Annotated in this window: 18 protein-coding genes; 6 read left to right on the top strand and 12 right to left on the bottom strand. The window is 65.3% G+C overall.

The genetic code is table 11. The features are described 5' to 3' along the window. Window positions 1-63 precede the first annotated feature (63 nt). From F2P44_RS10530 to F2P44_RS10550, 5 genes are all read right to left on the bottom strand, one after another. A complete protein-coding gene (locus F2P44_RS10530) occupies window positions 64-3,606 on the bottom strand; it encodes a pectinesterase family protein (protein WP_167086660.1) in 3,543 nt (1,180 codons plus the stop codon). A 12-nt stretch (window positions 3,607-3,618) separates the two neighbouring features. Further along, on the bottom strand, window positions 3,619-4,167 hold the full coding sequence (locus F2P44_RS10535; protein WP_223165019.1) for a PEP-CTERM sorting domain-containing protein: 549 nt from the start codon (window positions 4,165-4,167) through the stop codon (window positions 3,619-3,621). A gap of 104 nt (window positions 4,168-4,271) precedes the next feature. After that, the gene (locus F2P44_RS10540; RefSeq protein ID WP_167086662.1) at window positions 4,272-6,092 is read right to left on the bottom strand and encodes a glycoside hydrolase family 28 protein; all 1,821 of its coding nucleotides are present in this window, start codon (window positions 6,090-6,092) and stop codon (window positions 4,272-4,274) included. A 16-nt stretch (window positions 6,093-6,108) separates the two neighbouring features. Then, a complete protein-coding gene (locus tag F2P44_RS10545) occupies window positions 6,109-8,814 on the bottom strand; it encodes a TonB-dependent receptor (protein ID WP_167086663.1) in 2,706 nt (901 codons plus the stop codon). 201 nt (window positions 8,815-9,015) lie between these two features. Beyond that, window positions 9,016-9,720 carry a FadR/GntR family transcriptional regulator gene (locus tag F2P44_RS10550; RefSeq protein WP_167086664.1) on the bottom strand — a complete coding sequence of 235 codons (705 nt, stop codon included), beginning with the start codon at window positions 9,718-9,720 and terminating at the stop codon, window positions 9,016-9,018. A gap of 273 nt (window positions 9,721-9,993) precedes the next feature. Here F2P44_RS10550 and F2P44_RS35435 point away from each other — a divergent pair, with 273 nt between their 5' ends. Beyond that, window positions 9,994-10,242 carry an IS66 family transposase gene (locus tag F2P44_RS35435; protein ID WP_502572631.1) on the top strand — a complete coding sequence of 83 codons (249 nt, stop codon included), beginning with the start codon at window positions 9,994-9,996 and terminating at the stop codon, window positions 10,240-10,242. 15 nt (window positions 10,243-10,257) lie between these two features. After that, entirely contained in the window at window positions 10,258-10,818 is a 561-nt protein-coding gene (locus tag F2P44_RS10560) for a PEP-CTERM sorting domain-containing protein (RefSeq protein ID WP_167086666.1), read from the top strand. Between the two features lie 639 nt (window positions 10,819-11,457). On the opposite strand, the gene F2P44_RS10565 is transcribed toward F2P44_RS10560, so the two are convergent. The 6 genes from F2P44_RS10565 to F2P44_RS10590 all read right to left on the bottom strand — a co-directional run bounded on the left by F2P44_RS10565 (window position 11,458) and on the right by F2P44_RS10590 (window position 15,854). After that, window positions 11,458-11,913, bottom strand: coding sequence for a cache domain-containing protein (locus F2P44_RS10565; protein WP_167086667.1), 456 nt, complete (start codon window positions 11,911-11,913; stop codon window positions 11,458-11,460). Window positions 11,914-12,013: 100 nt separating this feature from the next. Beyond that, window positions 12,014-13,396 carry an MBL fold metallo-hydrolase gene (locus F2P44_RS10570; RefSeq protein ID WP_167086668.1) on the bottom strand — a complete coding sequence of 461 codons (1,383 nt, stop codon included), beginning with the start codon at window positions 13,394-13,396 and terminating at the stop codon, window positions 12,014-12,016. A gap of 12 nt (window positions 13,397-13,408) precedes the next feature. Continuing rightward, a complete protein-coding gene (locus F2P44_RS10575; RefSeq protein ID WP_167086669.1) occupies window positions 13,409-13,912 on the bottom strand; it encodes a flavin reductase family protein in 504 nt (167 codons plus the stop codon). Window positions 13,913-13,997: 85 nt separating this feature from the next. Next, the gene (locus F2P44_RS10580) at window positions 13,998-14,738 is read right to left on the bottom strand and encodes a substrate-binding periplasmic protein (RefSeq protein WP_167086670.1); all 741 of its coding nucleotides are present in this window, start codon (window positions 14,736-14,738) and stop codon (window positions 13,998-14,000) included. Between the two features lie 37 nt (window positions 14,739-14,775). After that, window positions 14,776-14,994 carry a TOBE domain-containing protein gene (locus tag F2P44_RS10585; protein ID WP_054267531.1) on the bottom strand — a complete coding sequence of 73 codons (219 nt, stop codon included), beginning with the start codon at window positions 14,992-14,994 and terminating at the stop codon, window positions 14,776-14,778. Between the two features lie 32 nt (window positions 14,995-15,026). Continuing rightward, window positions 15,027-15,854 (bottom strand): class II glutamine amidotransferase, encoded by an 828-nt coding sequence (locus tag F2P44_RS10590; protein WP_167086671.1) that lies wholly within the window; start codon window positions 15,852-15,854, stop codon window positions 15,027-15,029. Window positions 15,855-16,065: 211 nt separating this feature from the next. On the opposite strand from F2P44_RS10590, the gene F2P44_RS10595 reads away from it, so the two are divergent. Together F2P44_RS10595 and F2P44_RS10600 are read left to right on the top strand one after the other, a co-directional pair. Further along, on the top strand, window positions 16,066-16,875 hold the full coding sequence (locus F2P44_RS10595; RefSeq protein WP_167086672.1) for an EAL domain-containing protein: 810 nt from the start codon (window positions 16,066-16,068) through the stop codon (window positions 16,873-16,875). A 133-nt stretch (window positions 16,876-17,008) separates the two neighbouring features. Beyond that, complete coding sequence (locus tag F2P44_RS10600) at window positions 17,009-18,739, top strand: TonB family protein (RefSeq protein ID WP_167086673.1); 1,731 nt, start codon at window positions 17,009-17,011, stop codon at window positions 18,737-18,739. Here F2P44_RS10600 and F2P44_RS10605 read toward each other — a convergent pair. Next, the gene (locus F2P44_RS10605; RefSeq protein ID WP_167086674.1) at window positions 18,736-20,811 is read right to left on the bottom strand and encodes a hybrid sensor histidine kinase/response regulator; all 2,076 of its coding nucleotides are present in this window, start codon (window positions 20,809-20,811) and stop codon (window positions 18,736-18,738) included. The two genes, F2P44_RS10600 and F2P44_RS10605, sit on opposite strands and share 4 nt — an antisense overlap. A 179-nt stretch (window positions 20,812-20,990) precedes the next feature. Between F2P44_RS10605 and F2P44_RS10610 the strand changes: the two genes are divergently transcribed. Next, window positions 20,991-22,112 carry a polysaccharide biosynthesis/export family protein gene (locus F2P44_RS10610; RefSeq protein WP_167086675.1) on the top strand — a complete coding sequence of 374 codons (1,122 nt, stop codon included), beginning with the start codon at window positions 20,991-20,993 and terminating at the stop codon, window positions 22,110-22,112. 21 nt (window positions 22,113-22,133) lie between these two features. After that, on the top strand, window positions 22,134-24,410 hold the full coding sequence (locus F2P44_RS10615) for a polysaccharide biosynthesis tyrosine autokinase (protein ID WP_167086676.1): 2,277 nt from the start codon (window positions 22,134-22,136) through the stop codon (window positions 24,408-24,410). The last annotated feature ends 29 nt before the right edge of the window (window positions 24,411-24,439 follow it).

Genomic DNA, 24,439 nt, shown 5'->3' on the forward strand with positions numbered 1-24,439 from the left:
TTAGTATTTACCCGTTGTTGGATCGAGGGGTAACGCCACTTGACGCGGCGTTCCCCATGCGTTCTATGGATTCCAGCCGAGTCCGCTATTCCATGCGGAAAACACCTTGGCGCGGGTGGCAAACCCGGCCGCCACTTCCTCGTCGCTCAGCAGGTAGCCGCCGGTGCGCGCCGCCAGGTTCAAGGGCGCGCCTTGCAGGTCGGTGCTGCCATGCTCGCGCCAGCCCGACCCGGCACCCGGCTGGACCGGGTTGGGCGCCGGCTGGCCGTTCACGCCCAGGCCCGCCCAGCCGGCCGGAGCGACGTGCGCATCCATCTTGCAGTTGATGAAGGCGATATTGTCCCAGCTGGCCGTGCCGCCGGGGCTGCGCGCGAGCCAGGTGGCGCCATTGGGGATGTCGCCGTGCAAGGGGCCGGGTCCGGGACCGTGGGTCAGGCTGCTGTTGAGGAAAACGAAACCTTTGTCGGCGGCGTTCGGCACGCGCGCTTGCAGCACGTAGCCGCCACCGGTTGCGCTGGTGCTGTCGCCGACGCTGCGGATCTCGCTTTCCTCGAACAGGGCGGCGCGCGCGCTGCCCCAGATGAAGTCGACGTTGCCCGCCACCAGCGAACGGTAAAACCAGGCGTAGCCCTTGAGGTTCAGGGTGTCCTGCTCGCTGAAGAAGCTGGCGTTGGTGGCTACCAGGCGGCCATCGCTGTTGAAGTAGAGTGCTTCGGCCTGGGATGACATGGCGGGCGAGCGCAGGGTGGTGTTGTTCAGGGTCAGGGTGTCGAGCGTGACCATGTCGGCCGCTTCCACCAGCAGCACGGAACGCCCGCCCAGCGGCGCGCCGCTGGCGCCCGGCGCTTCGCTCGCGCCGGTGCCGGGGTTGAGCGTGTCGTAGTTGGCGTAGTGGATCACCACGCCGTCGCGGCTTTCGCCCTTGATCGTGAGCTTATCCTTGCCGCGCAGGTAGAGCAATTCTTCGTAGCTGCCGTTGCGCACGCTGATGGTCACCGGCTCGGCTTTGGCGAAGGCGGCGCTGGCGTGGTTGAGCGCGCCCTGCACGGTGCGGAAATCGGCCGGGCCGTCGTCGTCCACGCTCAGGCTGGCGCTGGCGGGCGCGGCGGCCTTGGTCGTGAAGCTCCAGCCGCCCGCCTTGCCGATGCCGCGAAACGGCGTGCCGCCCAGGGTGGCGCCCTTGAATACGCCGTCGGCAATGGCCACGTAGTAGGCCGTGCCGTAAGCGAGGCGGTTGTTGTGCGGCTTGATGGTCACCGTGCTGCCGTTGACGTGCAGCGGCAGGTAGCGCACGCGGCGCAGGCGGTCTTGCCCGGCGTGGCCGATGGTATCGACTTCGTCGCTCAGGCGGATCACGTCGACCAGCGCATCGTCGCTCTTGCGGAAGATGCGGATGGTGCCGCCCGTGCCCAAGGTCGGCGGGTGGTCGAAGGTCAGGGTCAGCCCACTGTCGATGGCTTCATCGATGGAACCCACCGCCGGCAAGCTGGCGCCGTCCAGCCGGTAGGTCTGGGTCGGCTGCACGAAGCCCGGCGCGATGGTGGCGCTGATGCTGCGGCTCAGGCTTGGATCGGCGCCGCTGGTGACCACGATTTTGGCGCTGCCGGCTGCCAGCGGGGTCAGGGTGAGGGTGGCGCCATCGGTGGCCACGCCCACCACGCCCGGCCGGCTCGACTCCACCGTGAAGGTGTCCAGGCTGCCGTCGCCTTTTTTCGCGCCCACCTTGACAAGCAGCGGCGCGTCGCCCGCTTCGGCCGTGTAGGCCAGCGGATGCGGGTTCAGGGTCAGCTGCACCGGTTTCATCTGCGGATCGCCCACCCGCACATCATCGATCTGGAACGATTTGTTGGTCGTGTACAGGCCGATCAGGCCGCGCGCGGCGAAGCTGGCGTCGGTCACCGAACCGAGATTCTCTCCATCGAGATACAGGGTCAGGGTGTTGCCGATCATCTCGAAACGCACCGTGTAGAACTGCGCATCCATGGCGATGGCGCGCTTGGCTTGTTTGATCTTGCTCAAGCTATTGCCCAGCATGCGGGCGATGTCGACTTGCGTGCTGCTGGTGGCATTCTGCACGTTCAGGCCCGCGCCGTACCAGTTGGCCGGATCGACGTAGCGCGTGATCAGGTACAGCTGCTTGTTGCCGGTGGTGCTGTTGGCCAGCGGGCGGATGCGCGCTTCCACAAAATAGTCGCCCGATGGCACGCCCTTGAACGCGTCCGGCTTGACCAGCGCCAGGATGCCGCCGGTGCTGGCGGCCGTGTACTGCAGCACCTTGTTGGTGGTGCCGGAGGCGTCCAGCTGCACGCTGAAGGCGCCGTTCGGGCCGGCGAGCGGCAGCAGGTTCCAGCGCGCGCTCGATCCATCCTGGAAGTCGTCGCAAAAATACAGGCCGCTGGCGGGGCAGAACAGGGTCGGCACGGTGTCGGTGCTGGTGTCGCCGCTGCCCGTGATGCTGGTGCTCAGCCTGCCACCGCCGGCTTGCGCCAGGGCGTTGGCCTTGACCAGCGCTACCGGCCGTGGCGTGAACGCGTACGGCGCGCTCCAGGCGGCCGGTGCGACCGCGCACGCTGGCAGTAGCGCGCCGTTCAGCAGCGAGCCCTTGTCGCTGAAGGCGCCGCCGCTGCCGCTGGGCGAGGACACGATATCGGCGCAGCTGCTGGCGCCGGCGATGGCAAAGACGTTGTTATTCGACAGGATTTTGGCGCTCTGGCCCACGCCCACGCTATACATATGGGGATAAATCGGCGCCGACTTGCTGCCGGTGTAGTAGTTGTTGAACAGATGGACCAGCCCGAAGCGCACCCGTGGCGAGCGCTGGGTGACGTCGGCGAACACATTGTTGCTGAAAGTGACGCGCAATTTGCCTTCGTCGGTGGTGGAGGTGTCGCTCGACCCGATCAGGTTGTTCTTGTTGTGCTGGCCAAAATGGTTGTACGACACCGTGACGAAGTCGGACGCGTTGGTGATGTCGACCGTGCCGTCATGGCATTGCTTGTGCTTGCCATTTTCGATGGGCTGCAAGTCGTCGGTCAGCGGGGCGTCGGTAAAGCTGTTGTGGTCGACCCAGATGTGGTGCGAATTGGAAATGCCGATCGCGTCGTAGGCCGAATTCCAGTTGCCGCTGGCGCCGTCGAGCGGGTCCCAGATGGGGCCGGCGTCGCAAGGGTTCATGATGTTCAGGTTGCGAATGATCACCTGCTCGACGTTCTGCACCGCGATGTGGCCGTTGACGATGCCGGCATTGGCGCCGGCGCCGATCAGGGTGGTGTTGCTGCCGAGGCGGATGGCGCCGCGCGCGGCCTGGTCGCCGGTGCTGATGTAGGGCACGCCACCGCTCATGTCGATGACGCCGGTCAGCTTGATGATCTTGCTGATGTTGCCGCCGTTGCGCAGGGCGGCCAGCAGCTGGGCGCGGTCGGCCACGGTGTAAATCTGTTCGGGGACGGCGTTGGCGCCGCCCATGGTGCCGCCGGACTGGCTGGCCCAGCCGTCGGCGGGAGCGCCCTGGCGCGCGGAGTCAAAGGCGGCGCCGGCCTGGCTACAGGCGGCCGCCATCAACAGGGCGGCGCCGATGGCGGCGGCCCTGATAGGTGCTTCATTCATGGGATTCTCCGGTTACTGGGCTGTTGAGGCGCGGCGGCGCGCGAACACGATGCTGGCCAGGCCGGCCAGCATCAGGGTGACGCTGGCCGGTTCCGGCACGGGCGAGGGCGCCGCGTCGAGGCGCGCGCTGAAGCTGGTAAAGCCGGCGCCCCAGTCGAGCGCGGACAGGTCGAGGCTGATGGTGTGGCCATCGATCAGGTTCAGCACGGGAATGCCGCCCACGGCGCTGCTGTCGATCAGCGTGAAACGGGTCAGGGGCGCGGCCAGGCTGGCGCCGAAGTCGAAGCGCATGCTGTACGCCCCGGCGGCCACGGGGCCATTGTTAAAGACCGTCATCACGCCGTCTTCGGCGAAGTCGATCCCGAACAGGAAGTCGGCGCTGAGAAATTCAACCCCGTTGGCGCCGCCGGGATCGATGGCCGTCACGTTCGAGCCGGGCACCGGCGCGAACAGCTGGTCCAGTCCCAGCATGCCATCGGCGGAGCCGTTATAGGCCGCGCTGATGGTGCTGTGTTGCAGCGGCAGGGGTGCCGCATGGGTTTGCCCCGCGGTCAGTGCCACGACCGCGAGTGTCTCCAAGATTATTTTTGTTGTCATTTTTTTGTCGTCCAGTAAAGTGAAACCGCAGGCTACATCGTTATTTCCTCATCAAAAAACAGAATTGCTCACGCCGTCACGGTGGTGTTGTACACCTTGCCGCCGATGGTCACGTTGCTCAGTTTTGCCGACTTCACGTTGTAGGCGAACCAGGGATTCCCGGCGTTGGCGGGGGTGCCGAAGTCGCAGTCGGTGATGGTGACGCCGGTAATCGGCACGATCAGCGACGGGTCGTTGCCGTTGTAATCGAAGGCGACCGGGCCGAGCAGCATGATGGCCTGGTAGCACGAGAACGTGCCGGCCGCAGACTTCACATTGCCGACCTTGACGTTGGAAATGTGCACGTCCGACACCACCGGCGGGCGCGTGCGCACGTTGTCGGCGGTGGGCATGTAATCGCAATCGATGGTGATCACCGCGCCAGCCGAGGACGACACCGTTTTTGGGGCGATGGGCGAACCGGGCAGGGGATTGTAGAACTGCGGCGTGGTCTGCACCCCATTCGGCATGCTCACGTTGCGCACGTAAAAATGCTTGAGGAAGCCGCCCCGGTTCATGTTCGTCTTCATGCGGATGGCCGTGGCGAGCGGGCTGGTGGCCCAGTTCACGTTGCGGAATTCGATATCCTGCGCGTACACATGCTCGATGCCGCCCGACATTTCGCTGCCCAGGGTCACGCCGCCGTGGCCGCTGTTCATGATGCATTTCTGGATCAGCACGTTCTGGGTGGGACCGTATTGCGTATCCAGGTTCTTGCCGGCCTTGATCGCGATGCAATCGTCGCCGGTATTGAAGGTACAGTCTTCGACCAGCACGTTGTCGCACGCTTCCGGATCGAAACCGTCGCTGTTCGGGCCCATGCTGTCCATGTGGACCTGGCGGATTTCCAGGTCGCGGCAGGCCACCGGGTGGTGCAGCCAGAACGGCGCCTGGTTGACCTGGTAGCCCTTGAGCAGCACCCTGGCGCAATCGATGAATTCGATCATGCACGGGCGCAGGTAGTGGCCGCGCCCGAACACGCGCTTGCCGACCGGCACGCCCGCTTCCGACAGCGATGGCAGGTAGGCTTCATCGCTGCGCCAGCGGCTGCTGTCGCCTTCGATCAGCCTGACCTGGGCGGCGCCCAGGTCGGCCGCCACGGCCAGGATGCTGGCCGGGTTGGCCGGGTTGACCGCCACTTGCGAATGCGGCGCGCTGGCTCCGCTGCGCTTGCTCTTCCAGTCCCACCAGCAGTCGCCGCCATTCAGGGGCACGCCGCCCTGGCCGTCGAGAATGCTGGTCCAGTCTTCGCCGGTGAGGGCGATATTGTTTTGCTTGTGCGCGTACACGAGCGGTGAATAGTTCAGGCAATCGTTGCTCTGCCAGCGCGACAGGGTCAGCTTGCCGTTCGGGCCGCAGTCGACCTCGCCGTACCTGGCGAAATCGTCCGGGTCGTTGCTGAAGAAGACGTGCGCGCCGGATTTCAAATGCACGTGCACGTTCGAGCGCAGCACGATCGGGCCTTTGCACAGCCAGGCGCCGGCGGGAATCACCACCCGTCCGCCGCCCGCCTTGGCGCAGGCGGCAATCGCCGCGCGAATGGCCGGATAGCAGTCGTGCGCGCCGGCGGCCGGCGTGGCCACCATGCCGGTCTCGTGGTGGCCGGTGTAGCCTTTCACGCTGCTCACCTTGCACGGCTTGGCGCCGTGCGCGGTGATCGGGAAGTCTTGCTTGCGAAATAGCAGCGGCGTCTTGAAGCTGGCGGCGATGGCTTGCGCCTTTTGCCACGGGTCGGACGGCTGGTCGTTGGCCAGGGCGGGCAGGGCGATGCCGCCGCCCAGGGCCAGGCCGGCGGCCCCGGCGCCGCTCAGGAGGGCGCGGCGCCGGGTGTCAATCGGATGCTTGTTCATGAAAATGCCTTCCTGGTCAGAAGTTGTACGTCATGCGCAGATTGTATGAGCGGCCGATCGGGCTGGCTGCGCTGCTCAGGTACCCGAAGGTGTAGCCGCTGTGGTTGGTGACCGGCGGATTTTCATCGAACATATTGGTGACCCCGGCCACGATGCTGATGTTCTTGAAGCCGCTGTAGGTGCCGGTCAGGTTCCACACCGAGTAGGGCTTGATCTCGCGCTGGTATTCGGCCGCCACCAGGTTCTGGTCGTCGTAGTGGGAGTTGTAGTTCTGGGTCAGCTGCGAACTCCAGTCGCCGCGCTTCCAGTTCATTTTCAGCGTGTGCTTCCAGCGGTAGGTGATGATCGGGAAGTTGCTGGTGGTGCCGTTGCTGGCCAAGCCGAAGCGGCCCACGTTCGACACGTACGGGCTGTCTTTTTCCAGCTGGTTTTCGAACTGGGTCAGGTAGGTGCCGTCGAGCTGGAAGTTGAACTCGCCGATGTCCATGCGCGGCAGCGCGTAGGTGGCGGTCAGGTCGATGCCGGCGGTTTTCTGGCCGCCCAGGTTCATTGTCACGTTCTTGATGTAGGCCAGGGTGCCGTCCGGATTGCGCACGAACAGGTCCTTGTACTTGGCCGGGTCCTGGAAGTAGGCTTGCTCGGGCAGGTTGGCCAGCATGTCCTTCATGCGGATGTTCCAGTAGTCGAAGGACAGGGTCAGGTTCTTGACTGGTTCGACCACCATGCCCAGGGTCCAGCCGCGCGAGGTTTCCGGGGTCAGCTGGTCGTTGCTGCCGGTCTGCTTGGGCAGGGCCACGTTGCACACTTCCGAGGCCACGCTGCCCGCCACGGCGGTGCCGCTGCCGGCCACGCCCGGTTTGCCGCCAGGGCACAGGGTTGGATCATCCCATTTGGCGGCGGTGTTGCCGTTCGCGCCCGGCAGGCGGTAGCCGTAGCGGTCGAACAGGGTCGGCGCGCGGAAGCCGGTGTTGGCCGAGCCGCGCAACATCAGGGTTTTCGACGGCTCGTAGCGGAAGCTCGCTTTCGGGTTGAAGGTGTTGCCGAAGTCGCTGAAATAATCGTCGCGCGCGGCCAGGTTGACCGTCAATTGCTTGCTGATCGGGATATCGAGCTCGGCGTACAGGGCCGAGACGTTGCGCGCGCCTTCGCCGTGCGAGGACGAGGCGTTGGCGTAGCTCACTTCATTGGTGATCGGCAGGCGCGTGTCTTCGGTGGTGTCGCGGTGGATGTCGATACCGACCGCCATTGCCAGCGAGCCGCCCGGCAGTTGCATCAGCGTGCGGCTGGCGGTGGCATCGACACCGGCGAAGGTACTGGTCGAATCGCGGTTCAACTGGCCGTCGACCGAGATGTCGCGCAGGTAGCCTTTGCCGGCTTCGTCCTGCAGGCTGAACGGGTTGAGCACGCCGCTGGCCAGGCCGTTGTTCAAGCCGGGACCGCTCACGTAGCCGGTGTTGTAGTAGTTCTTGCGTCCGCTGTGGCCGTACACCAGGCCGGTCTTGTAATCCCACTCGCCGATCTTGCCTTCATCGACCAGCGCCAGGCGCTGGTTCAGCTGCACGTCCTTGTTGCTGGCCAGGCCGAGGTCGGCCACGCTCCAGGTCACCGTCAGCGGTTCGCCTTTCAGGCCGGCCATGGCGGGCACGCCGCCGGCGCCGCCCGGATACCATTTGCTGCCGGCCGGCACGCGCGCGGGCATGCCCTTGGCGGTCACGCTTTGGGTCGGATTGCGCGCCGAAATGATGGTCGACTCGCCGCGCATGTAGTCCAGGCTCAGGGTATGGTCGTCCGAGATCTGCTTGGTACCGCGTGCGTAAAAGGTCAGCTGCCTGGTTTCGTGCAGGGCGGTGCCGTACTCGTTGTTGTCGATGATGCAGGTGTTCTTGGCGCCCTGGATCGAGTAGGGGGCCTGGCAGCCGGTCTTGTAGTACGGGTTGGCTGCGGTCTTGTTGCTGGGGGTGGTGAAGTTGGCCGGGGATGCGTAGCCGCCGCTGGCCAGGGTCGGGGCGCGCCCGATGCTGGCCAGCAGTTCGTTCGAGCTCAGGTCGGCGCGGTCGCGCGCGGCCAGGCGGCTGCGCTGGCGGCCATCGATGGTGGCGTAGAGATTCCAGCCGTCGCTGGCCAGCTTGCCCTTGCCGAAGGTGGCCGACAGGCGCTGCTCGTCGCCGCCGCCGGATTTTTCAGGCTGCACGTACTGGGCGGTGATGCTGCCGCCTTCGACGCTGCTCTTGGTGATGAAGTTGACCACGCCGCCGATGGCGTCCGAGCCGTAAATCGAGGAAGCGCCGTCGCGCAGGATTTCCACGCGCAGCAGGGAGCTCATCGGGATGACGTCGAGGTTGGCGTAGCCGTCGGCGATCGCTTCATTGGCCAGGCGGCGCCCGTTGAGCAGCACCAGGGTGCGGTTCACGCCCAGGCCGCGCAGGTTGATGTTGGTGCCGGAGCCGGCGTTGGACGGGGCCAGCGAGTTCGATTGCGGCAGCGCCATCATGACGTCGGCCAGGCTGGTCATGCCGCGCTTGGTGAATTCATCGGCCTTGATGGTCGATACCGGCAGCGCCATCTCGGTCGCCAGGCGCTTGATGCTCGACCCGGTCACTTCGACGCGCTGCATGCCGGACTCAAGCTGTTGGGCCGCGGCCTGGTTCATCATCGTCAGCACCGCAAGGGTAATGGACGACAATACGAGTTTCGAATGGGTCGAGCTGGTTTGCTTGTTCATGTGAGACGGTCTCCTGCGGATTATTGTTTGTCATCAAAAGCTCCCGGCCGCGGCGCGGAAGCTGGTCAGGACACCTCGCGTATCCTGTGCCGCGGCGACGAAGGCGTGAGCCGGGGTCGACGTGGTCAATAACGTTTGCCTTGCCTTGTGGTGCGGCGTTCTGCGCGCCTGCTGTCCACTGTTCAAAAGGTCGCTGTGTCTTTATCCTCGCGAAAAGGTGCGCGTGACCCGTTCCAGGTGGGCGCGCATGGCGGCGTGCGCGCCGGCCGGATCGCGTGCCACGATGGCATCGAGGATGCGGCGGTGGTCCAGCAAGGTCGCCTGGCGCAGTTCTTCGGTCTGGAAATGTTCTTTGAGCTTGTGCCACAGGCGCCCGCGCTGTTTCCACAGGTGGTCGACGGCGCCGACCATGGCGCTGTTGCCGGTGGCGCGGGCGATGGCCAGGTGGAAGTTGCGGTCGAGCTGCTCGTTGCTGCTGTAATTGTCGTGCTCGCGTTCCATGTCGAGCACGGCGCGGCGGATGGCGTCGATGGCGCTGTCGCTGGCCATGCGGGCGGCGCTGGCGCACACCTCGGCTTCGACCAGGCGGCGCGCGGCCAGCACTTCGAACGGCCCGGGGCCGCCTTCGTCGATCTCGGCGGAGGGCGGCTGCAGGCGGCTGACATACACGCCGGAGCCGCCGCGTACGTCGACCACGCCGCGCAGTTCCAGGGCAATGAGGGCTTCGCGCAGCGAGGCGCGGCTGACCGCCAAGCGGGTCGCCATCTCGCGTTCGGACGGCAAGCGTTGGTCGGCGCCGATCGCTTCGTCGCGGATCAGTTCCTCGATGCGGCCGGCGACAATGCGGTACAGCCGCGGTTCGTGCGCGGGGGAGCTGTCGGGAGCGAGTGTGACGTTCTTGAGCATGGAGGCCTGCACATCTTTTGGTCAGGCCATTTTAAAGTGGTCTGACCAATCGCGCAAGGTGCTCATGCCAAAATAATCAATATGGGCGTCCAAGGACATGGACAGTTGCCGTACAGTTCAATATACCCGGTTCTTGCATGGACAAGCTGCAAGCTCAAACCCTGAAGAGAGCGGACTGGTAGCGCTTGAGCGCCGTGCGCGCCGCCTGCAGGGCCGGATCGCGGCGCGCCTGCTCGCGCCCGGCCGCCAGCAGGCGTATCGCTGGTCGAACCGATCTTCGCCGCCCAGGTGGAATCGGTGCGGCGCTCGCGCGTGATCGCAAGGGACGAAACGTCGATCAAGGCCGGCCGTGCCGGCGCGGGCAAGATGAAAGCGGCGTATTTCTGGCCCGTGGTAAGTGAACAGGATGAAATCTGCTTTCTGTACCAGCCCAGCTGTATTGAATTAACGACAAATTTAACAAATAATTACTGGTATCGAAAAGTACAGGTAAACCCTGTACCATCATCACCTATCCACTAACATGAAGGAAGCATCATGATTCGCAAGCTAGCCGCATTAGCGGCCCTATTGTCGCCACTGTGCAGCGCACACGCCGAGCAAAACACTTGGTCATTCGTCTATACGGGCTTTGATGTCACCACCATTAGCTGGCAGGGCGACACCACGAAGTGGGATCCCGCCGCCAACATCAAGGGCACGTTCAGCGGTACCGACAGCAATGGCGATGGCAAGCTGGTGTTTTCCGAACTGAGCTTGCTCCAGGTCGGCGGCTTCGACTACGTCGGCTGCTCATGGGGAAAGTGCGGTTCGGACTATACCTTCAGCTACACCCCGAACGGCCAGCTCGATTTCAATGTAAGCCGCTATAGCAACGATCCGGAGGGCTATGTTTTCTGGTCCACCGTGTACGAAACCGGCGCGAGTGCGGATTTCAAAACATACACCTTGGGCACGCCGAGCGGGGCGAGTTATGTTTGGACGCCGCAGACTACCCTGTCGATTACCTCAGCGGTTCCAGAGCCATCGACTTACGCCATGCTTGTGGCAGGCTCGCTGCTGGTGGGCGGCGCAGCACGCGCTCGTCGCGTCAGGTAAGGTGATGTATTTGCGACTAATTTAGCAAATGTTTACCACGTCGAAAAGCGTGCGTACCCAGCCTGTGCCATGAGTGCGTTTTAGTTAAGCCAAATTCGGCATCATGATGCGCAAGCTGGCGGCATTGGTATCTCACTGTGTATCGCCCAAGCTGCGGAAAACACCCAGTACACGGACGGAACCACCGCAACCAAGCACTTGTTCGTTGTCTATGACGCCAGCAATGTCGGCAAGGTCTACAGCGTGGTCGATGGCGCTGCAAGCGCCGTGGCGGTCACGCTGGTAGGCGGCGTGGATTTGTCCGGTACGCCCTGAACGGCCTGATAGCCAGCAACGTCGCCTGGGATCGGCAGCTTGGCGCTGACAGCGCTGGGACATCCGTGATCACCCATGCCCAATTGCTGGGCACTGCGACACCGTTTTGATAGCGCACCCGCTGTGGCTCGTTGTCCATCAGGCCCATGGCATTCTCCCTGCGATCGAGACTGTTGGTCCCCACGGTGAACCGGTTCGAGTTCGCTTCGGAGAACGTGGCCAGCGTGTTTCGGGGTGTTCCCGGCAAACGTCGGTAGATCATCGCGCCCAGCTGCAAGTTCAATCCCATGAGACAGGGCCGGCGGCAAGCGTGTTCGCCCGGCTTTACTTGCCTTTGTAGATCCCGGCCTCGAGGATGACATCGCCGCTCTTGACGAAATACGTCGATTTCTTCTCGATCTGCCCGCTGGTCGGATTGTTATAACGGTAATCAACCCAGCCCTTGCCGCTCTTTTTTGCCTGGTCGATAATGTCCTTGCGGAACAGCTTGCCGTCGGCATCAGGCAGCACCACCATGTTCTTGCCCACCAGCTTGGGATTGGTCGGGTGCGCCAGCTGGGTACCGTCGAGGGCGCGCATGGTCAGGTAGGTCGTCTCGTTGACGAACTCGGGACTCTTGCTGTTGATGGCGGTGAGCAGCGCGTCCTTGCCATTCTTTTGCAGGAAGACCACGCCCTTATTCACCATGGCGACCGCATCGGCGCTGGTGTCGGCCGCCTGCGCAGCAAAGGACGTCGCGAACGCGGCGCCGGCAAGAACGGCCCTCATCATGGCTTTCATGGTCATCTCCCTGTTTTACCGTTACCCGGAATGGGTAGCTGCTGGAGAAAATGTACCATGGGCCGAACTTGCTGCGAAGAAGTATTTACGGTGTTGTGGCTTACTTCGCCATGTGCCGCTGCATGGCCCCCAGGCGGCGCAGCAACCGGCTGATCAGGCTGGCGCCCAGGTAGCGCAGGGTGGCCAGCGGATGCTGCACGCCATAGCCCTGGCGGCCCAGGTTCTGGGGCATGAAAAAGCGGCTGAAACGCTGCACGGCGCCACAGTCGCTGGCGCGGAAGCGGCCGTTGACGTGGGTCGTGTTGAAGCCGTATTCGTTGGCGAACAGGAACACCGCGCTGGGCGAGGTCATCGAGATGTCCGCGAACTCGTCGTCGTGCAGTTCGGCGCAGCCGCGCAGATACGACACGCGGATGGTCATGGCGATGTCGGGAATGCGGATCACTAGCGGCTTGATCAGTCCAGCCAGTTCGAGCAGGCAGGGCAGCCCCAGCAGGTTGGCGATGGCGCCCTTGCGGTATTGCTCGGCGGCGGCGCGCACCTGGGCCGCCGTGGCGGGCGGCTCGGACGGTAGCAAGTCGCACGGCACCGCCAGCAGGCGTTCCCAGTGCTCGACGGCGGCATCGCTGGCCCAGGCCAGGCTTTCGGCCGTGTCCACCCCCAGCGCGATGGTATCGCCCGGTTGCAGGAAGCGCACCGCATCGGTGGCGCGCGACAGCCGCGCCCACTGCGCCACGCGGCGCGGCGTGTTCTGGTGGTCGTTCATGTAGCAATTGTCGATGTGGGAAAAGGCGACGAAGGAAGCGAAGGGCACCGTGATTTTCGGCGTGAAAGCCGCGATCTGAAGCTTGATGCGGTGCAGCTTTTCGGCCGCGGCGGCACAGCGCAGCTCGGCCTGGAAAGGATTGCCGACCCAGTTGGCGTAGCCGAACTGGGTCATCAGGACGTCCACCCGTTCGCACAGCAGCGCGATGCTGGCCTTGACGGCGGCGCACTGGGCGGCGCTGCCCAGGGCGCAGTCATTCAGGTTGAGCAGGTGCCGTCCGTCCGAATTGATCAGGCAGTACGAATCGCCGTCGGCGTGGGGAAACACGGTGATGCGCATCTTGCTGTCGAGTGCGACCGGCGCGCCGGGCAGGCATTCGATGACATCGAAGCCGTTATTGCGCAAGAAATTGAGCACGCGCTTGTCCTTGGTGTGCTGGAACAGCATGGTGAGCTTGCCGGGGAAGTCGCGCCGCAGCCGCTTGACGAAGGGTACCGAAAAATGATCGGGATGCTCGTGCGAGAACCAGATGAAGGTGTTGCGCTTGAGCGCGGCCAGGTCGCGGATCAACGCCGCGTTGGAGGTGCTGGTGTCGAGCAGGCTCCAGCCATTGTTGAAGACCGGCCCCTCGACCCAGGGATCGGCCAGCAGCACGGTGTTGTCGTTGGCGAGGTGGAAGCAGGCGTGGTTGACGAAGGTCAGCAGGTTATGGCTCATGGCGGCACCCGGTCAGCTGATAGCGATAAACCGGCCGCGGTGAAACCCGAGCGGCCGGTGCGGATGGAACTGGCAGCGCTCGACCGCGCCGACGAAAATCACATGGTCGCCCTCGGCATAGCGGCTGCGCGGCCGGCATTCGAATGTCGCCACAGTGCCGGCCAGCACCGGCACGCCTTGCGGCGAGAGCGTGAAATCGACCGTGTCGAAGCGGTCCTCGCCTGGGCGGGCAAAGCGTTGCGCCAGCTCGGCCTGGTTGTCGGCCAGCACGTTGATGACGTAGCCGGCGGCCGCCTGGAACGCGGCCATGCTGCTGGCCGTGTGGGCCAGGCTCCACAACACCAGCGGCGGGTCGAGCGAGACCGAGCTGAAGGAATTGATGGTCACGCCAACCAAGCGGCCGTCCGCCAGCGCGGCGGTGACGATGGTCACGCCGGTGGCGAACTGCGACAGGGCCTGGCGGAAATGCAGGCTGTCGACAGCGGCCGACGGGACGCTCGGAGAAAGGGAAGGCATGGCTGGCCTGCGCGTGGTGGACGTCAGCTCATACTAAATGCGGTCGGGTGCGCGGCTTTGATCCCGCACAAGCGGCCTGAACGGCTCAGTTGGCGGGCTGATAGCTCTCCAGAATGGCTTGCATCCTGCCATTCTTGCGCAGCGCCATAAGGGCGCGGTTTACTTGCGCCAAAGTCAGCTTGCCGCCGGGCGGCAGCGCGCAATAGGTGTCAAACGGTTCGACCACCAGGGCTGCGCGGCTCAGGCGCGCACGCTCGGGATGGGCGCGCCGCTGATAATCGTAATACAGGGAATTGGTGAGCATGTAATCGAAGCGGCGGCGCAGCAGCTTGCGCAGGTTCAGGTCGTCGCTGGTGGTGTCGTCGCGCACGAATTGCGGTCCCAGTTCGTGTTCCAGCGGGGGATAGCGGTAGCCGGTGATGGTGCCGGTGCGCTTGCCGGCCAGTTCGCGCAGGACGGACAGGGGCGCGGTGTCAATGCGGACGACAATGATCTGCTTGTTGGAAAAGACGGTGTCCGACCATTGCCAGCGCTTGCTGTCGAGCCATTCGGGACGCAGGTCGCACAGCAGGTCCACCGTGCCGCTGGCCAGCGCGACTTCGACCCGCTTGCGCGGCAGGGTCAGGTAGCGCGGGCGCACGTTCAGTTCGCGCGCCAGGGCGTCGCCCACATCCTTGAGCAAGCCGCCGGTCAGCTCGTCGTGCTGGAAGCGGGTCATGGGCATGGCGCTGCCGGTCGAGACGCCGAACACCAGCTCGGCACCGCGCGCGGGCAGCGCCATGGCACAGGAAAACAGGGATGACAGCAGCAGGAAGCCAATCTTCATGCCGCCATCATACCTTGGCGTGGCGGACGGGGGCGGCCTACTGAATCTTGGCGATCGATACCTCCGTCGATTTGACCAGGGCGATGACTTCGCTGCCGACTTTCAGGTCCAGGTCCTGGATGGAACGGCTGGTGATGACCGAGGTGACGATGCCATGCGCCGTTTCGACGTCGACTTCCGACACCACCGGGCCGGCGATGATTTCCTTGATCTTGCCCCTGAACTGGTTGCGTACATTGATTTCCGAGATAGCCATGCTGTTCCTTCAGGTTGGTGGGGGAGGGTGAATCAGTAACTCATGAGCAGGCGCAGCGGTTTGCTGCCGCTGTCGCTGCCGGGTCCGGGGTGGACCGCTTGCGGTGCGCCGCCGGCAAACAGTTTCAGTTCGCCCGGCTCGAAGCGCTGCCACTGCTCGCCGGTGGTCAGGGGCAGGGTGGCGATCACGCCGATCTGGTCGTCCAAGTGGTTATGCTGGCGAAAATCGATCTGCAGGTCGCAATCGACCAGGCTGGCGCTGGCGAAGGGGTAGGCGCGCACCACGTAATGCAGCTGGGTCGAGCAGTGCGCCAGCAAGAAGTCGCCGTTCGACAGGATGACATTGAAGCTGCCGTGACGGGCGATCAGCGCCGCCATCGTCTGCACCGCTGTAAACAAGGCTGCGCGCGAGGGCGGCTGCACCGGAAAGCGGCGCCGCAGGCCGGCCAGCAGGTAGCAAAAGGCGCGCTCGCTGTCGGTTTCGCCGGCCGGGACAAAATGCGGGTCGGGCGCCGGGCGGAAGCTGCTCAGGTTGCCGTTGTGGGCGAACGACCAGGTCGTGCCCCACAGCACGCGGGTGAAGGGATGGCTGTTTTGCGGCGCCACTTCGCCCTGGGTCGCCTTGCGGATATGCGCCACCACATTCCTGGCCTTGACCGGATTGTGCTTGAGGGCGTGCGCCAGCGGCGAATCGATGGACGGGCGGTGGTCGACGATCAGGCGGCAGCCGGACGGTTCGTGGAAGGCGATGCCCCAGCCGTCGCGGTGCTCGCCGGTGCGCCCGCCGCGCTCGCTGAAACCGGCGAAGCTGAAGTTCAGCGCCGCTGGCTTGCTGCTGTTCATTCCGAGTAATTCACACATGGGCATCGCTTCCTTTCTGCATCTGTCGCCCCCAGCGTAGCCTTGCCGGGCGCATCTGCAAACGACTATTTTCGCGTTTCGATAGATGCATTTTGCGCATAAGAACTTGGGGCGATATACGCCGTCCGCATATCGATTGGCGAAACGATTCCTTCGCCGGCGCAAGGGGCGGGGCTAGACTTTCCGCTTTATACCAATAGCGAGACATGCAATGCCTTTCCCTACCTTGAACACTTACCTGGCCCATTTGTCCGATCCGGACCGTCCGGCCAGCAGCGTCTGGCTGGACTCGGCGGGCCGCGCCCAGGGCAAGTATTTCAACTGCACCATCACCAGCGCTTTCCAGCCGATCCGCGCGCTTGGCAGCAGCCGCATCGTGGCCTACGAGGGATTGGCGCGCAGTGCCTCGGCGGGCGATGCCGGGCTGTCGCTATGGAAACTGCTCGACCATGCGGCCAGCGACGACGAGTCGATCGAGCTCGACCGGCTGTGCCGCATGCTGCACGCGATCAATTTCTTCCGCCAGGACGAGGCCGGGCAGAGCGACCTGTACCTGAACGTGCACGACCGGCTGCTCAGCGCGGTCAGCAGCAACCATGGGCATGCCTTCAAGCGCATTCTCGACGCCCTCGACCTGCCACTCGGCCGCATCGTGCTGCAACTGCCCACCACCACGCCGCAGCAAGGGTGGCTGCTCAATTACGTGGCCGACAATTACCGGCGCAACGGCTTCCGGCTGGCGCTCAACGCGGCCTCGCTGGCGCAGGCGCTGGCAATGGTGTCGGAGCAGCGGCCCCATGCGATCAAGCTCGACGCGCGCTACCTGTCGGGCGGCGTCTCGCTCGAACCGCTGGTGGATGCGGCGCAGGCGGCCGGGGTCAGGCTGATTTTCAAGCGGGTCGAGACGGCGCCGGCGGTTGCCGCGGCTGCCGACATTCACGGTTTGCCACTGTACGCACAAGGCTACTTCCTCGACCAGCCGCAAGCGGGTCTGGTGAGCGACGCGGCGCTGGCCGCCTGAGCCGGGGGTGCACGGGACGCAAGTTTATTCCTCAGCGAAATGGGCTTTTCGCTTAGAATTCGGGGGCTATTAACGAATTTTGGGCAGGGGCAGGTATGGCATCAGCGGCGATTTGGCGTAACGATATGGTCGCATGCGTCCTGGCGCGGTAGGGCGGCGCCGCCCGCCGCGCGAGCAGGGCACGCGCCGCCTGCTCGGCGCCGTGCTCGTTTCGCTGCTGGTGCACGGCGTGATCTTGTCGCTCCAGTTCGGCATTCCCGCGCTCGGCTTGCCCGGTTCGGCCACGCCGATCGAGGTGCGCCTGCTTGACGCCGCGATCGATCCCGTGCCCGCGCCGACGCCGTCGGCGCCTGTCGTGGAAGTTGCGCCATTGCCGCTTCCGGCGGGCGCGACGCCGCCGGCGCCGGCCAGCGGCATGCGCCTGGTCGATCCCGTGCCCGCGCCGGCACCCGTTCCCGCTCCCGTCACGCCGCGCCTGGCTGTCAAGAAGGATAAGCCGCGCAAGGCTAAACGCATCAGCCCGCCATTGCCGGCCAGCGACGCGCTGGCGATGGATACCCGCGTGATCGCGCAAGATGCGATCGTGAATGAGTTCTCGGTGCCGATGCCGCGCCCGGAAGAGGCGCAGCAGAAAACCATCGATCTCAAGGAAGCCCAGCACGGCACCGACGATGGCACCGAGGCGACCAGTGCGGCCGATGTTGCAGAGGCGGCGCGCGCGGCCCAGCTGGCCGATACCCTGCGCAAAGAGGAGAAAGCCGCGCGGCAGGCGGCGCAACGCAAGCTGGACGAGGAAGAGAAGGAGCGCAAGCTGGCCGAGCTGCAGGCACGCCAGCGGCAGGAACAGGCGGCGGCCGAGGCTTCCCAGGAGCAGGAAACGCAAGCGCGACTGGCGCAGCAGGTGCAGGCCGAGGCCGATGCCGCGCGCGAGCGCGCATCCGCGCTCAAAGCCGAACAGCAGAAGGCGGAACAGGTGGCCGCCCAGCAGAAACTGGCGCTTGAAAAGGCCGATCAGCTGCGCGCCGACCAGCTGAAGGCGGAACGGCAGAACGCCGATCAGCAACAGCTGGCGCAGAAACTGGCGGAACAGCAAGCTGCACAAAAACTCGCGGAGCAATTGGCAGCCCAAAAACTGGCGGAGCAGCAAGCGGCGCAGAAGCTCGCGGAGCAACAGGCCGCGCAGAAACTGGCCGAACAGCAGGCTGCCCAAAAACTGGCGGAGCAAGCCGCCCAGAAACAGGCCGCCGAGCAGGCTGCGCAGAAGCAAGCCGCACAAGCCGCCCAGGCGGCCCGGCAGGCTGCGCTGGAACGCGGGCGCGAAGGCAGCGGCAGCCAGGCCGCCATCACGCCTCCCGGCGGCACGGCGGCGGGCGCGGGCAGTGGCGCGGGCGGCAAGATCATGGTCCCCAAGAACCTGCTGGGCAGCGACCTGTCGAACCGCGCGCGCGAGATGGTCAAGGGCCTCGACATCCTTTCCGGCACGCCGCCACCGCCGATGCGCGACGAGCGCCGGGTCGCCGTCGGCGCGGCCGAACGCGATGTGCCGCTGCGCATGTACGTGGAAAGCTGGCGCCAGAAGATCGAGCGCAATGGCAGCGTGAACTATCCGCGCTCGTGGGCCGACGTCGAACACACCGATGCGCTGGTCAACGTGGCGGTGCGCAGCGACGGCAGCGTGCAGGACGTGACGATCCTGCGTTCGAGCGGGCGCGCGGACATGGACGACGCGGTGCAGCGCATCGTGCGCGTCAACGCGCGCTACTCGCCGTTCCCGCCGAATATCGCCTCGCGCTACGATGTGATCGATATCCGCCGCGTGTGGCGTTTCGACGAGTCGCTCAAGCTGATGGAAGAACTGCGCTAGCCTTTGCGGCTGGCTGCCAGGCCGGCCAGCAAACGTTCCACCGCCTCCAGGTTGGCCGGTTTGATCAGGTGATGGTCGAACCCGGCCGCCTTGCTGCGCGCGCGGTCGTTGTCGTCGCCCCAGCCGGTCAGCGCCACCAGCACCAGCGGTTCCAGGTGCGTCATCGCGCGCAGGCGCTGCGCCGTTTCATAGCCGTTCATGCCGGGCATGCCGATATCGAGGAAGACCACCTCGGGCCGGAACTGTTCGGCCAGCGCCAGCGCGCGCATGCCGTCGTTGGCCACGCGGCTGGTGTGGCCGATGATATCCATCAGCTCCGAGAGCATGTCGGCGGCATCATGATTATCGTCGACCACCAGCACGCGCAAGCCGCTGCCGCGCGGGTCGGCGCCCTGGCCGGCGCTGGGCGCCTGCGCCGCCACCTCGGGCGCGAGCGGCAGGCGGATGTCGAAGCGGCTACCGCTGACCGTCTCGTCGCGTACCAGGTCGATGGTGCCGCCGTGGAGCTCCACCAGCCGGCGCGCCAGCGACAGCCCGATTCCAAGTCCGCCCTGGGCGCGGTCGAGCGAGGCGCCCACCTGCGAAAACATCTCGAATACCGTCAGCGCCGATTCGGGTGGGATGCCGATGCCGGTATCGCGCACCGACAGCACCGCCTGCGCGCCGTCGCGCCAGCCCAGCAATGTGATGCGCCCGCCGGCCGGCGTGTACTTGGCGGCGTTATTGAGCACATTGCCGATCACCTGGGCGATGCGGGTCGGGTCGGCGTCGAGCATGAGCGACTCGGGCGCCACGTCCACCGTCAGCGCGTGGCGGTTGGCGTCGACCAGCGGCATCGAGGTTTCGACCGCGCTCGATATCAGCTCGCGCAGTTCGACCCGCACCGGCTTGAGTTCCAGGTTGCCGCGCGTGATGCGGGCGATGTCGAGCAGGTCGTTGACCAGGGTGACCATCTGCGTGACTTGGCGCTCCATCATGTCGCGCACGCGCGCCACGGTGGCCTGGTCATGTTCGGCCATGCGCATCACTTGCAGGCCGTTGCGGATGGGAGCGAGCGGATTGCGCAGTTCGTGCGCGAGGATGGCCAGGAACTCGGTCTTGCGGCGGTCGGCCTCGCGCAGCGCCTCGGTGGCGCGCACCCGTTCGATGTGGGCCCAGGAGCGTTCGACGGTCTGTTCGACCAGCGCCACGTCGGCATCGGTCCACTGGCGCGGACGGTCCTGGTGCACCGCCATCATGGCCACCAGCTTGCCTTCCTTGACCAGCGGGCAGCAGATGATGGCACGGCAATCGATGGCGTTGAACATGGCGGCGCCGCCGGCTGCATCGAGTTCGCGGTCGACGTCGCAGATGCGCAGGGTGCGGCCTTCGCGCATGTCGCTGGCGGCGCGCGCGCCGAACAGGTCGAGCGAATAGACCCCGACGGTGCTCATGGCGCCGGGCGCGGTCCAGTCGTGGCGGATGGTGAAGCGGTCGTTGTCGGCTTCGACGTCGGCGTAGGGACAGCGCGTGACGTCGAGGTGCTGGCCGAGCAGGCGCGTGGTGACCTCCATGATGGTCTTGGGATCGTCCGCGTTGCGGGTGGCCTGGCTCATGGCGTCGAGCAGGCGCAGGCGCTCTTCGACCCGTTTGCGCTGGTCGATGTCGATATGGATGCCGATCCACTCGGTGATGGCGCCGGCGGCGTCGAAAATCGGCACCGCGCGCGCACTCATGTAGCGGTAATGGCCGTCGGCGCGGCGCAGGCGGTGTTCGATCTGGTACATGCTGCTGGCGGCCAGCGCGGCGCGCCAGGCGGCCGCCGTACGCTCGCGGTCGTCGGGATGGATGGCGTCGAGCCAGCCCCAGCCGCCGAGCTGCGCGCCCGACTGCCCGGTAAATATGCTCCAGCTGGGCTGCTCGCCTTCGAGCTGGCCGGCCGCCGAGGCCAGCCACATGATGGTGCTGCTGGCCTGCACCAGCGAGCGGTAGCGCGCCTCGCTGGCGCGCAGTTCGTCGGCCGCCTGGCGGATGGCCGCCAATTCGGCGGCTGCGGACAGGCTGGGGTCAAGCGGGGGCAAGTCTGGAGACATGGTTCTGTTTGCACGGAGAGAAAGGCGGTCGCATTTTAGCCATGAGCTTGCCAGAAAACGATTTTTCCTGTCGCCACTGCTGTAAAAAAATGCTTACAGACGGGGTTTGATGTGCAGCAAGACCGGGCCGGGTGCGCTCACTTACTCTGAACTGGACAATGTTGATCTTGACAAGCACCATGAAAACTCACACAAACTCACTCAAGACGCTGGCGGCGCTGCTCTTGCTGGCCAACCTGGCCGGCTGCGCCGGCGTTCGCATCGGCGGCGACGCGCGCTGGGGCGACCCCCGTTCGGGCATCGCCAGCGAGCCGGTGCCGCCGACCCAGCTGATCACCACCGAACTGATCGACGCCGAAAAAGCCTTGCGCGCGCGGCGCAGCAGCGACAGCCTGGCCCACCTGATCGTGCGCGATCCGCCGCCCTACGCGATCGGGCGCGGCGACATTTTGTCGATCGTGGTGTGGGACCATCCGGAACTGGCGGGCCAGGGCGTGGCGGCCTCGGCCACGGCGGCCGACGCCCAGGCGCCGAGCGCGCCGGCGGCCGGCTTCGTGGTCGACCATGAGGGGCGGGTCCAGTTCCCCTTCGCCGGCCCGCTCACGCTGGCCGGTTTGACCGAGGACGAGGCGCGCACGCTGCTGACCAAACGGCTGGCGCGCTACATCGCCAATCCGCTGGTGACCTTGCGCGTGCAATCGTACCGCAGCAAGCGCGTGTACGTCGATGGCGAGGTGCGTTTGCCTGGCTTGCAGTCGATTAACGATATTCCCATGACCCTGCTGGAGGCGCTCAACCGCGCCGGCGGCATGCTGCCCAGCGCCGACCAGAGCCGCATCGTGCTGGAGCGGGGTGACGCCCGCTACCAGGTCGGCCTGCGCGGTTTGGTGGCGCGCGGCATCAATCCGGGCAGCATCCTGCTGGGGCCCGGCGACGTGGTGCGGGTCCACTCGCGCGACGAGAGCAAGGTGTTCGTGTCGGGCGAGGTGGTCACGCCCAAGGCGCTGACCATGCACGATGGCCGCCTGACCCTGAACGAGGCACTGGGCGAGTCCGGCGGCATCAGCCCGGTCAGCGGCGATGCGCGCCAGGTGTATGTGATCCGCAGGGCGCTCGACGGCACCCGCGTCTACCAGCTCGACGCGCGCCGCGCAGGGGCGCTGGCGATGGCGGAAGCCTTCGAGCTCGAACCGCGCGACCTGATCTACGTGGCTGCCTCGCCGCTGGCCAACTGGTACCGCAGCGTGAGCATGCTGTTCCCGGGCGCGCTGACGCAGGTGGTCAATCTCAGCCGCCCCTGAACCCGCTTCAAGGACCTTCCCATGAACCATGCCGACCAAGCTCAACCGCTTTCATCTTCCCCCAGCACCTTGCCGATGCCCGGCCTGCCGCCGGCCGCGCCGCCGTCCGGATGCGAGGCGCAGCCGCACGACATCGACTTGCAGGGCTATGTCAATATCCTGTACGACAGCCGCTGGCTGATCGGCGCCGTCAGCGCGCTGGTGACCTTGCTGGCGCTGATCTACGCGCTCGTCGCCAGCCCGGTGTACGAAGCGAACCTGATGATCCACGTCGAGGAAGAAAGTCCGAACGCGTCGAAGAATATTCTCAGCGAAGTATCGTCCCTGTTTGAAACCAAGAAGGCGGCCATCGCCGAAATGGAGCTGCTGCGCTCGCGCATGGTGATTTCGCATGCGGTCGACAACCTGCAGCTGTTTATTGACGTGCGGCCCAAGTATTTCCCGGTGGTCGGGTTCTGGTTTGCCAACCGCAAGTCGGACGAGTTGTCCGAACCCGGTATCTTCGGGCGCGGCGGCTACGTGTGGGGGCCGGAAAAGGCCGAGGTGTCGGTGTTCGAGGTCCCGCAAGCCTGGTACAACCGCGAATTCACCGTGACCGCACGCGGCAACGGGCGCTACCACCTGTCCGGCGGCGGGCTGGCGGCCGTCTATGAAGGCATGGTCGGCACCACGCTCAGGATCACGGCCCGCGGCGCCAGCCTGGAATTGCGGGTCGACCGGCGGCGCGCGCAGCCGGGCGCCCAGTTCCGCCTGATGCGCAGCTCGCGCCTGGCGGCGATCGAGCGCATCCAGACGGCGCTGATCATTACCGAGCAGGGCAAGCAGTCGGGCATCATCGAAGTGCGCTTGCAGGGAGCGGATGCGCAGCGCATCAACAGCCTGCTGGCCGAAATCGGACGCGAATACATGCGCCAGAACCTGGCGCGCAAGACCGAGGAGGCCGAAAAGTCGCTGGCTTTCCTGAACTTGCAGTTGCCGGCGCTCAAGCGCCAGCTGGAAGAGTCCGAGGAAAAATACAACGGTTTTCGCAACAGCAAGGGCAGCATCGACATGCGCGAGGAAGCGCGCATCAGCCTGCAACAAGCCGCCGCGGCGCAGACCCGGCGCCTCGAACTGGAGCAGCGCAAGACCGAGTTGCTGACGCGCTTTACCGAAAACCATCCGGTGGTGCTGGGGATCACCCAGCAACGGCGCGAAGTCGATGCCGAGATCGCGGAAGTGGCGCGGCGTATTCGCACCCTGCCGGTGCTGGAGCAGGACGAATCGCGCCTGCTGCGTGAGATCAAGGTCAATACCGACCTGTACACGGCGCTGTCGAACACGGCCCAGCAGCTGCGCCTGATTTCGGTCGGCCGGGTCAGCAATGTGCGCCTGATCGATGCCCCGATGGCGCCGGAGCGCGCGCTCAAGCCGAACCGGCCGCTGATCGTGGCGCTGGCGGTGGTGACCGGCATGTTCCTGGGCGTGATGCTGGCGTTTGCGCGCAAGGCCTTCTTCGGCGGCATCGACAATCCGCAGCGCATCGAAGCGATGCTGGGCGCGCGCATCGTGTATGCCAGCATTCCCCACAGTACGCTTCAAGGGCGCCTGCTGCGCCGCGCCCGTGGCGGCACCGTGCTGCCGATCCTGGCGCAAGAGGCGCCGGAAGATATCGCCATCGAGAGCTTGCGCAGTTTCCGCGCGGCACTGACGTATGCGATGCCTTCCCTCAGGAACAATATCGTGATGCTGGCCGGGCCGGGCAGGGAGTTGGGCAAGTCGTTTCTGTTGGTTAATTTCGCTGCCGTGATGGCGGCCAGCGGCAAGCGCGTGCTGCTGATCGATGCCGATTTGCGCAATGGCCACTTGCACCGCTATTTTGGCGTCAGCCGCGAGCAGGGGCTGACCAAGGCGATTGCCGGCTCGCTGCCGCTGGACCAGGTGATACATCGGGGTGTGCTGGACAACCTCGACTTCATTCCCACCGGCGCGCTGCCACCGAACCGCTCCGAATTCCTGCAGCACTTGAATTTTGCCAATCTGCTCGACGTGGTCAGCAGCCAGTACGACATCGTGCTGATCGATCCGCCGCCGATCCTGGCGGTGTCGGATGCGCTGATCATCGGCGCCCACGCCGGTGCCGTGTTCATCCTCGCGCGCGCCGGGGTAACGACCGAGGGCGAGATCACGGAATCGATCAAGCGCCTGAACCATGCCGGCATCGCGCCGCAGGGCGTGCTGTTCAATGACATGGCCTTGCGAGTCGGCAGCTATGCATATCAATTCAAGTACACCCAGGCGCCGCAGCTGGAGCGCTGAACGACTTGCCATGCGGATAGTGACTGGCG

Source organism: Massilia frigida, assembly GCF_011682175.1.
GTDB lineage: Bacteria > Pseudomonadota > Gammaproteobacteria > Burkholderiales > Burkholderiaceae_D > Telluria_A > Telluria_A frigida.

What these genes read in the sequence shown, in the direction of transcription:
- F2P44_RS10545 (WP_167086663.1), bottom strand. Translation starts at nt 8,814, where the DNA reads ATGAACAAGCAAACCAGCTCGACCCATTCGAAACTCGTATTGTCGTCC.
- F2P44_RS10560 (WP_167086666.1), top strand. Translation starts at nt 10,258, where the DNA reads ATGATTCGCAAGCTAGCCGCATTAGCGGCCCTATTGTCGCCACTGTGC.
- F2P44_RS10595 (WP_167086672.1), top strand. Translation starts at nt 16,066, where the DNA reads ATGCCTTTCCCTACCTTGAACACTTACCTGGCCCATTTGTCCGATCCG.
- F2P44_RS10570 (WP_167086668.1), bottom strand. Translation starts at nt 13,396, where the DNA reads ATGAGCCATAACCTGCTGACCTTCGTCAACCACGCCTGCTTCCACCTC.
- F2P44_RS10565 (WP_167086667.1), bottom strand. Translation starts at nt 11,913, where the DNA reads ATGAAAGCCATGATGAGGGCCGTTCTTGCCGGCGCCGCGTTCGCGACG.
- F2P44_RS10600 (WP_167086673.1), top strand. Translation starts at nt 17,009, where the DNA reads ATGCGTCCTGGCGCGGTAGGGCGGCGCCGCCCGCCGCGCGAGCAGGGC.
- F2P44_RS10590 (WP_167086671.1), bottom strand. Translation starts at nt 15,854, where the DNA reads ATGTGTGAATTACTCGGAATGAACAGCAGCAAGCCAGCGGCGCTGAAC.
- F2P44_RS10575 (WP_167086669.1), bottom strand. Translation starts at nt 13,912, where the DNA reads ATGCCTTCCCTTTCTCCGAGCGTCCCGTCGGCCGCTGTCGACAGCCTG.
- F2P44_RS10615 (WP_167086676.1), top strand. Translation starts at nt 22,134, where the DNA reads ATGAACCATGCCGACCAAGCTCAACCGCTTTCATCTTCCCCCAGCACC.
- F2P44_RS10610 (WP_167086675.1), top strand. Translation starts at nt 20,991, where the DNA reads ATGAAAACTCACACAAACTCACTCAAGACGCTGGCGGCGCTGCTCTTG.
- F2P44_RS10605 (WP_167086674.1), bottom strand. Translation starts at nt 20,811, where the DNA reads ATGTCTCCAGACTTGCCCCCGCTTGACCCCAGCCTGTCCGCAGCCGCC.
- F2P44_RS10550 (WP_167086664.1), bottom strand. Translation starts at nt 9,720, where the DNA reads ATGCTCAAGAACGTCACACTCGCTCCCGACAGCTCCCCCGCGCACGAA.
- F2P44_RS10580 (WP_167086670.1), bottom strand. Translation starts at nt 14,738, where the DNA reads ATGAAGATTGGCTTCCTGCTGCTGTCATCCCTGTTTTCCTGTGCCATG.
- F2P44_RS10540 (WP_167086662.1), bottom strand. Translation starts at nt 6,092, where the DNA reads ATGAACAAGCATCCGATTGACACCCGGCGCCGCGCCCTCCTGAGCGGC.
- F2P44_RS10585 (WP_054267531.1), bottom strand. Translation starts at nt 14,994, where the DNA reads ATGGCTATCTCGGAAATCAATGTACGCAACCAGTTCAGGGGCAAGATC.
- F2P44_RS10530 (WP_167086660.1), bottom strand. Translation starts at nt 3,606, where the DNA reads ATGAATGAAGCACCTATCAGGGCCGCCGCCATCGGCGCCGCCCTGTTG.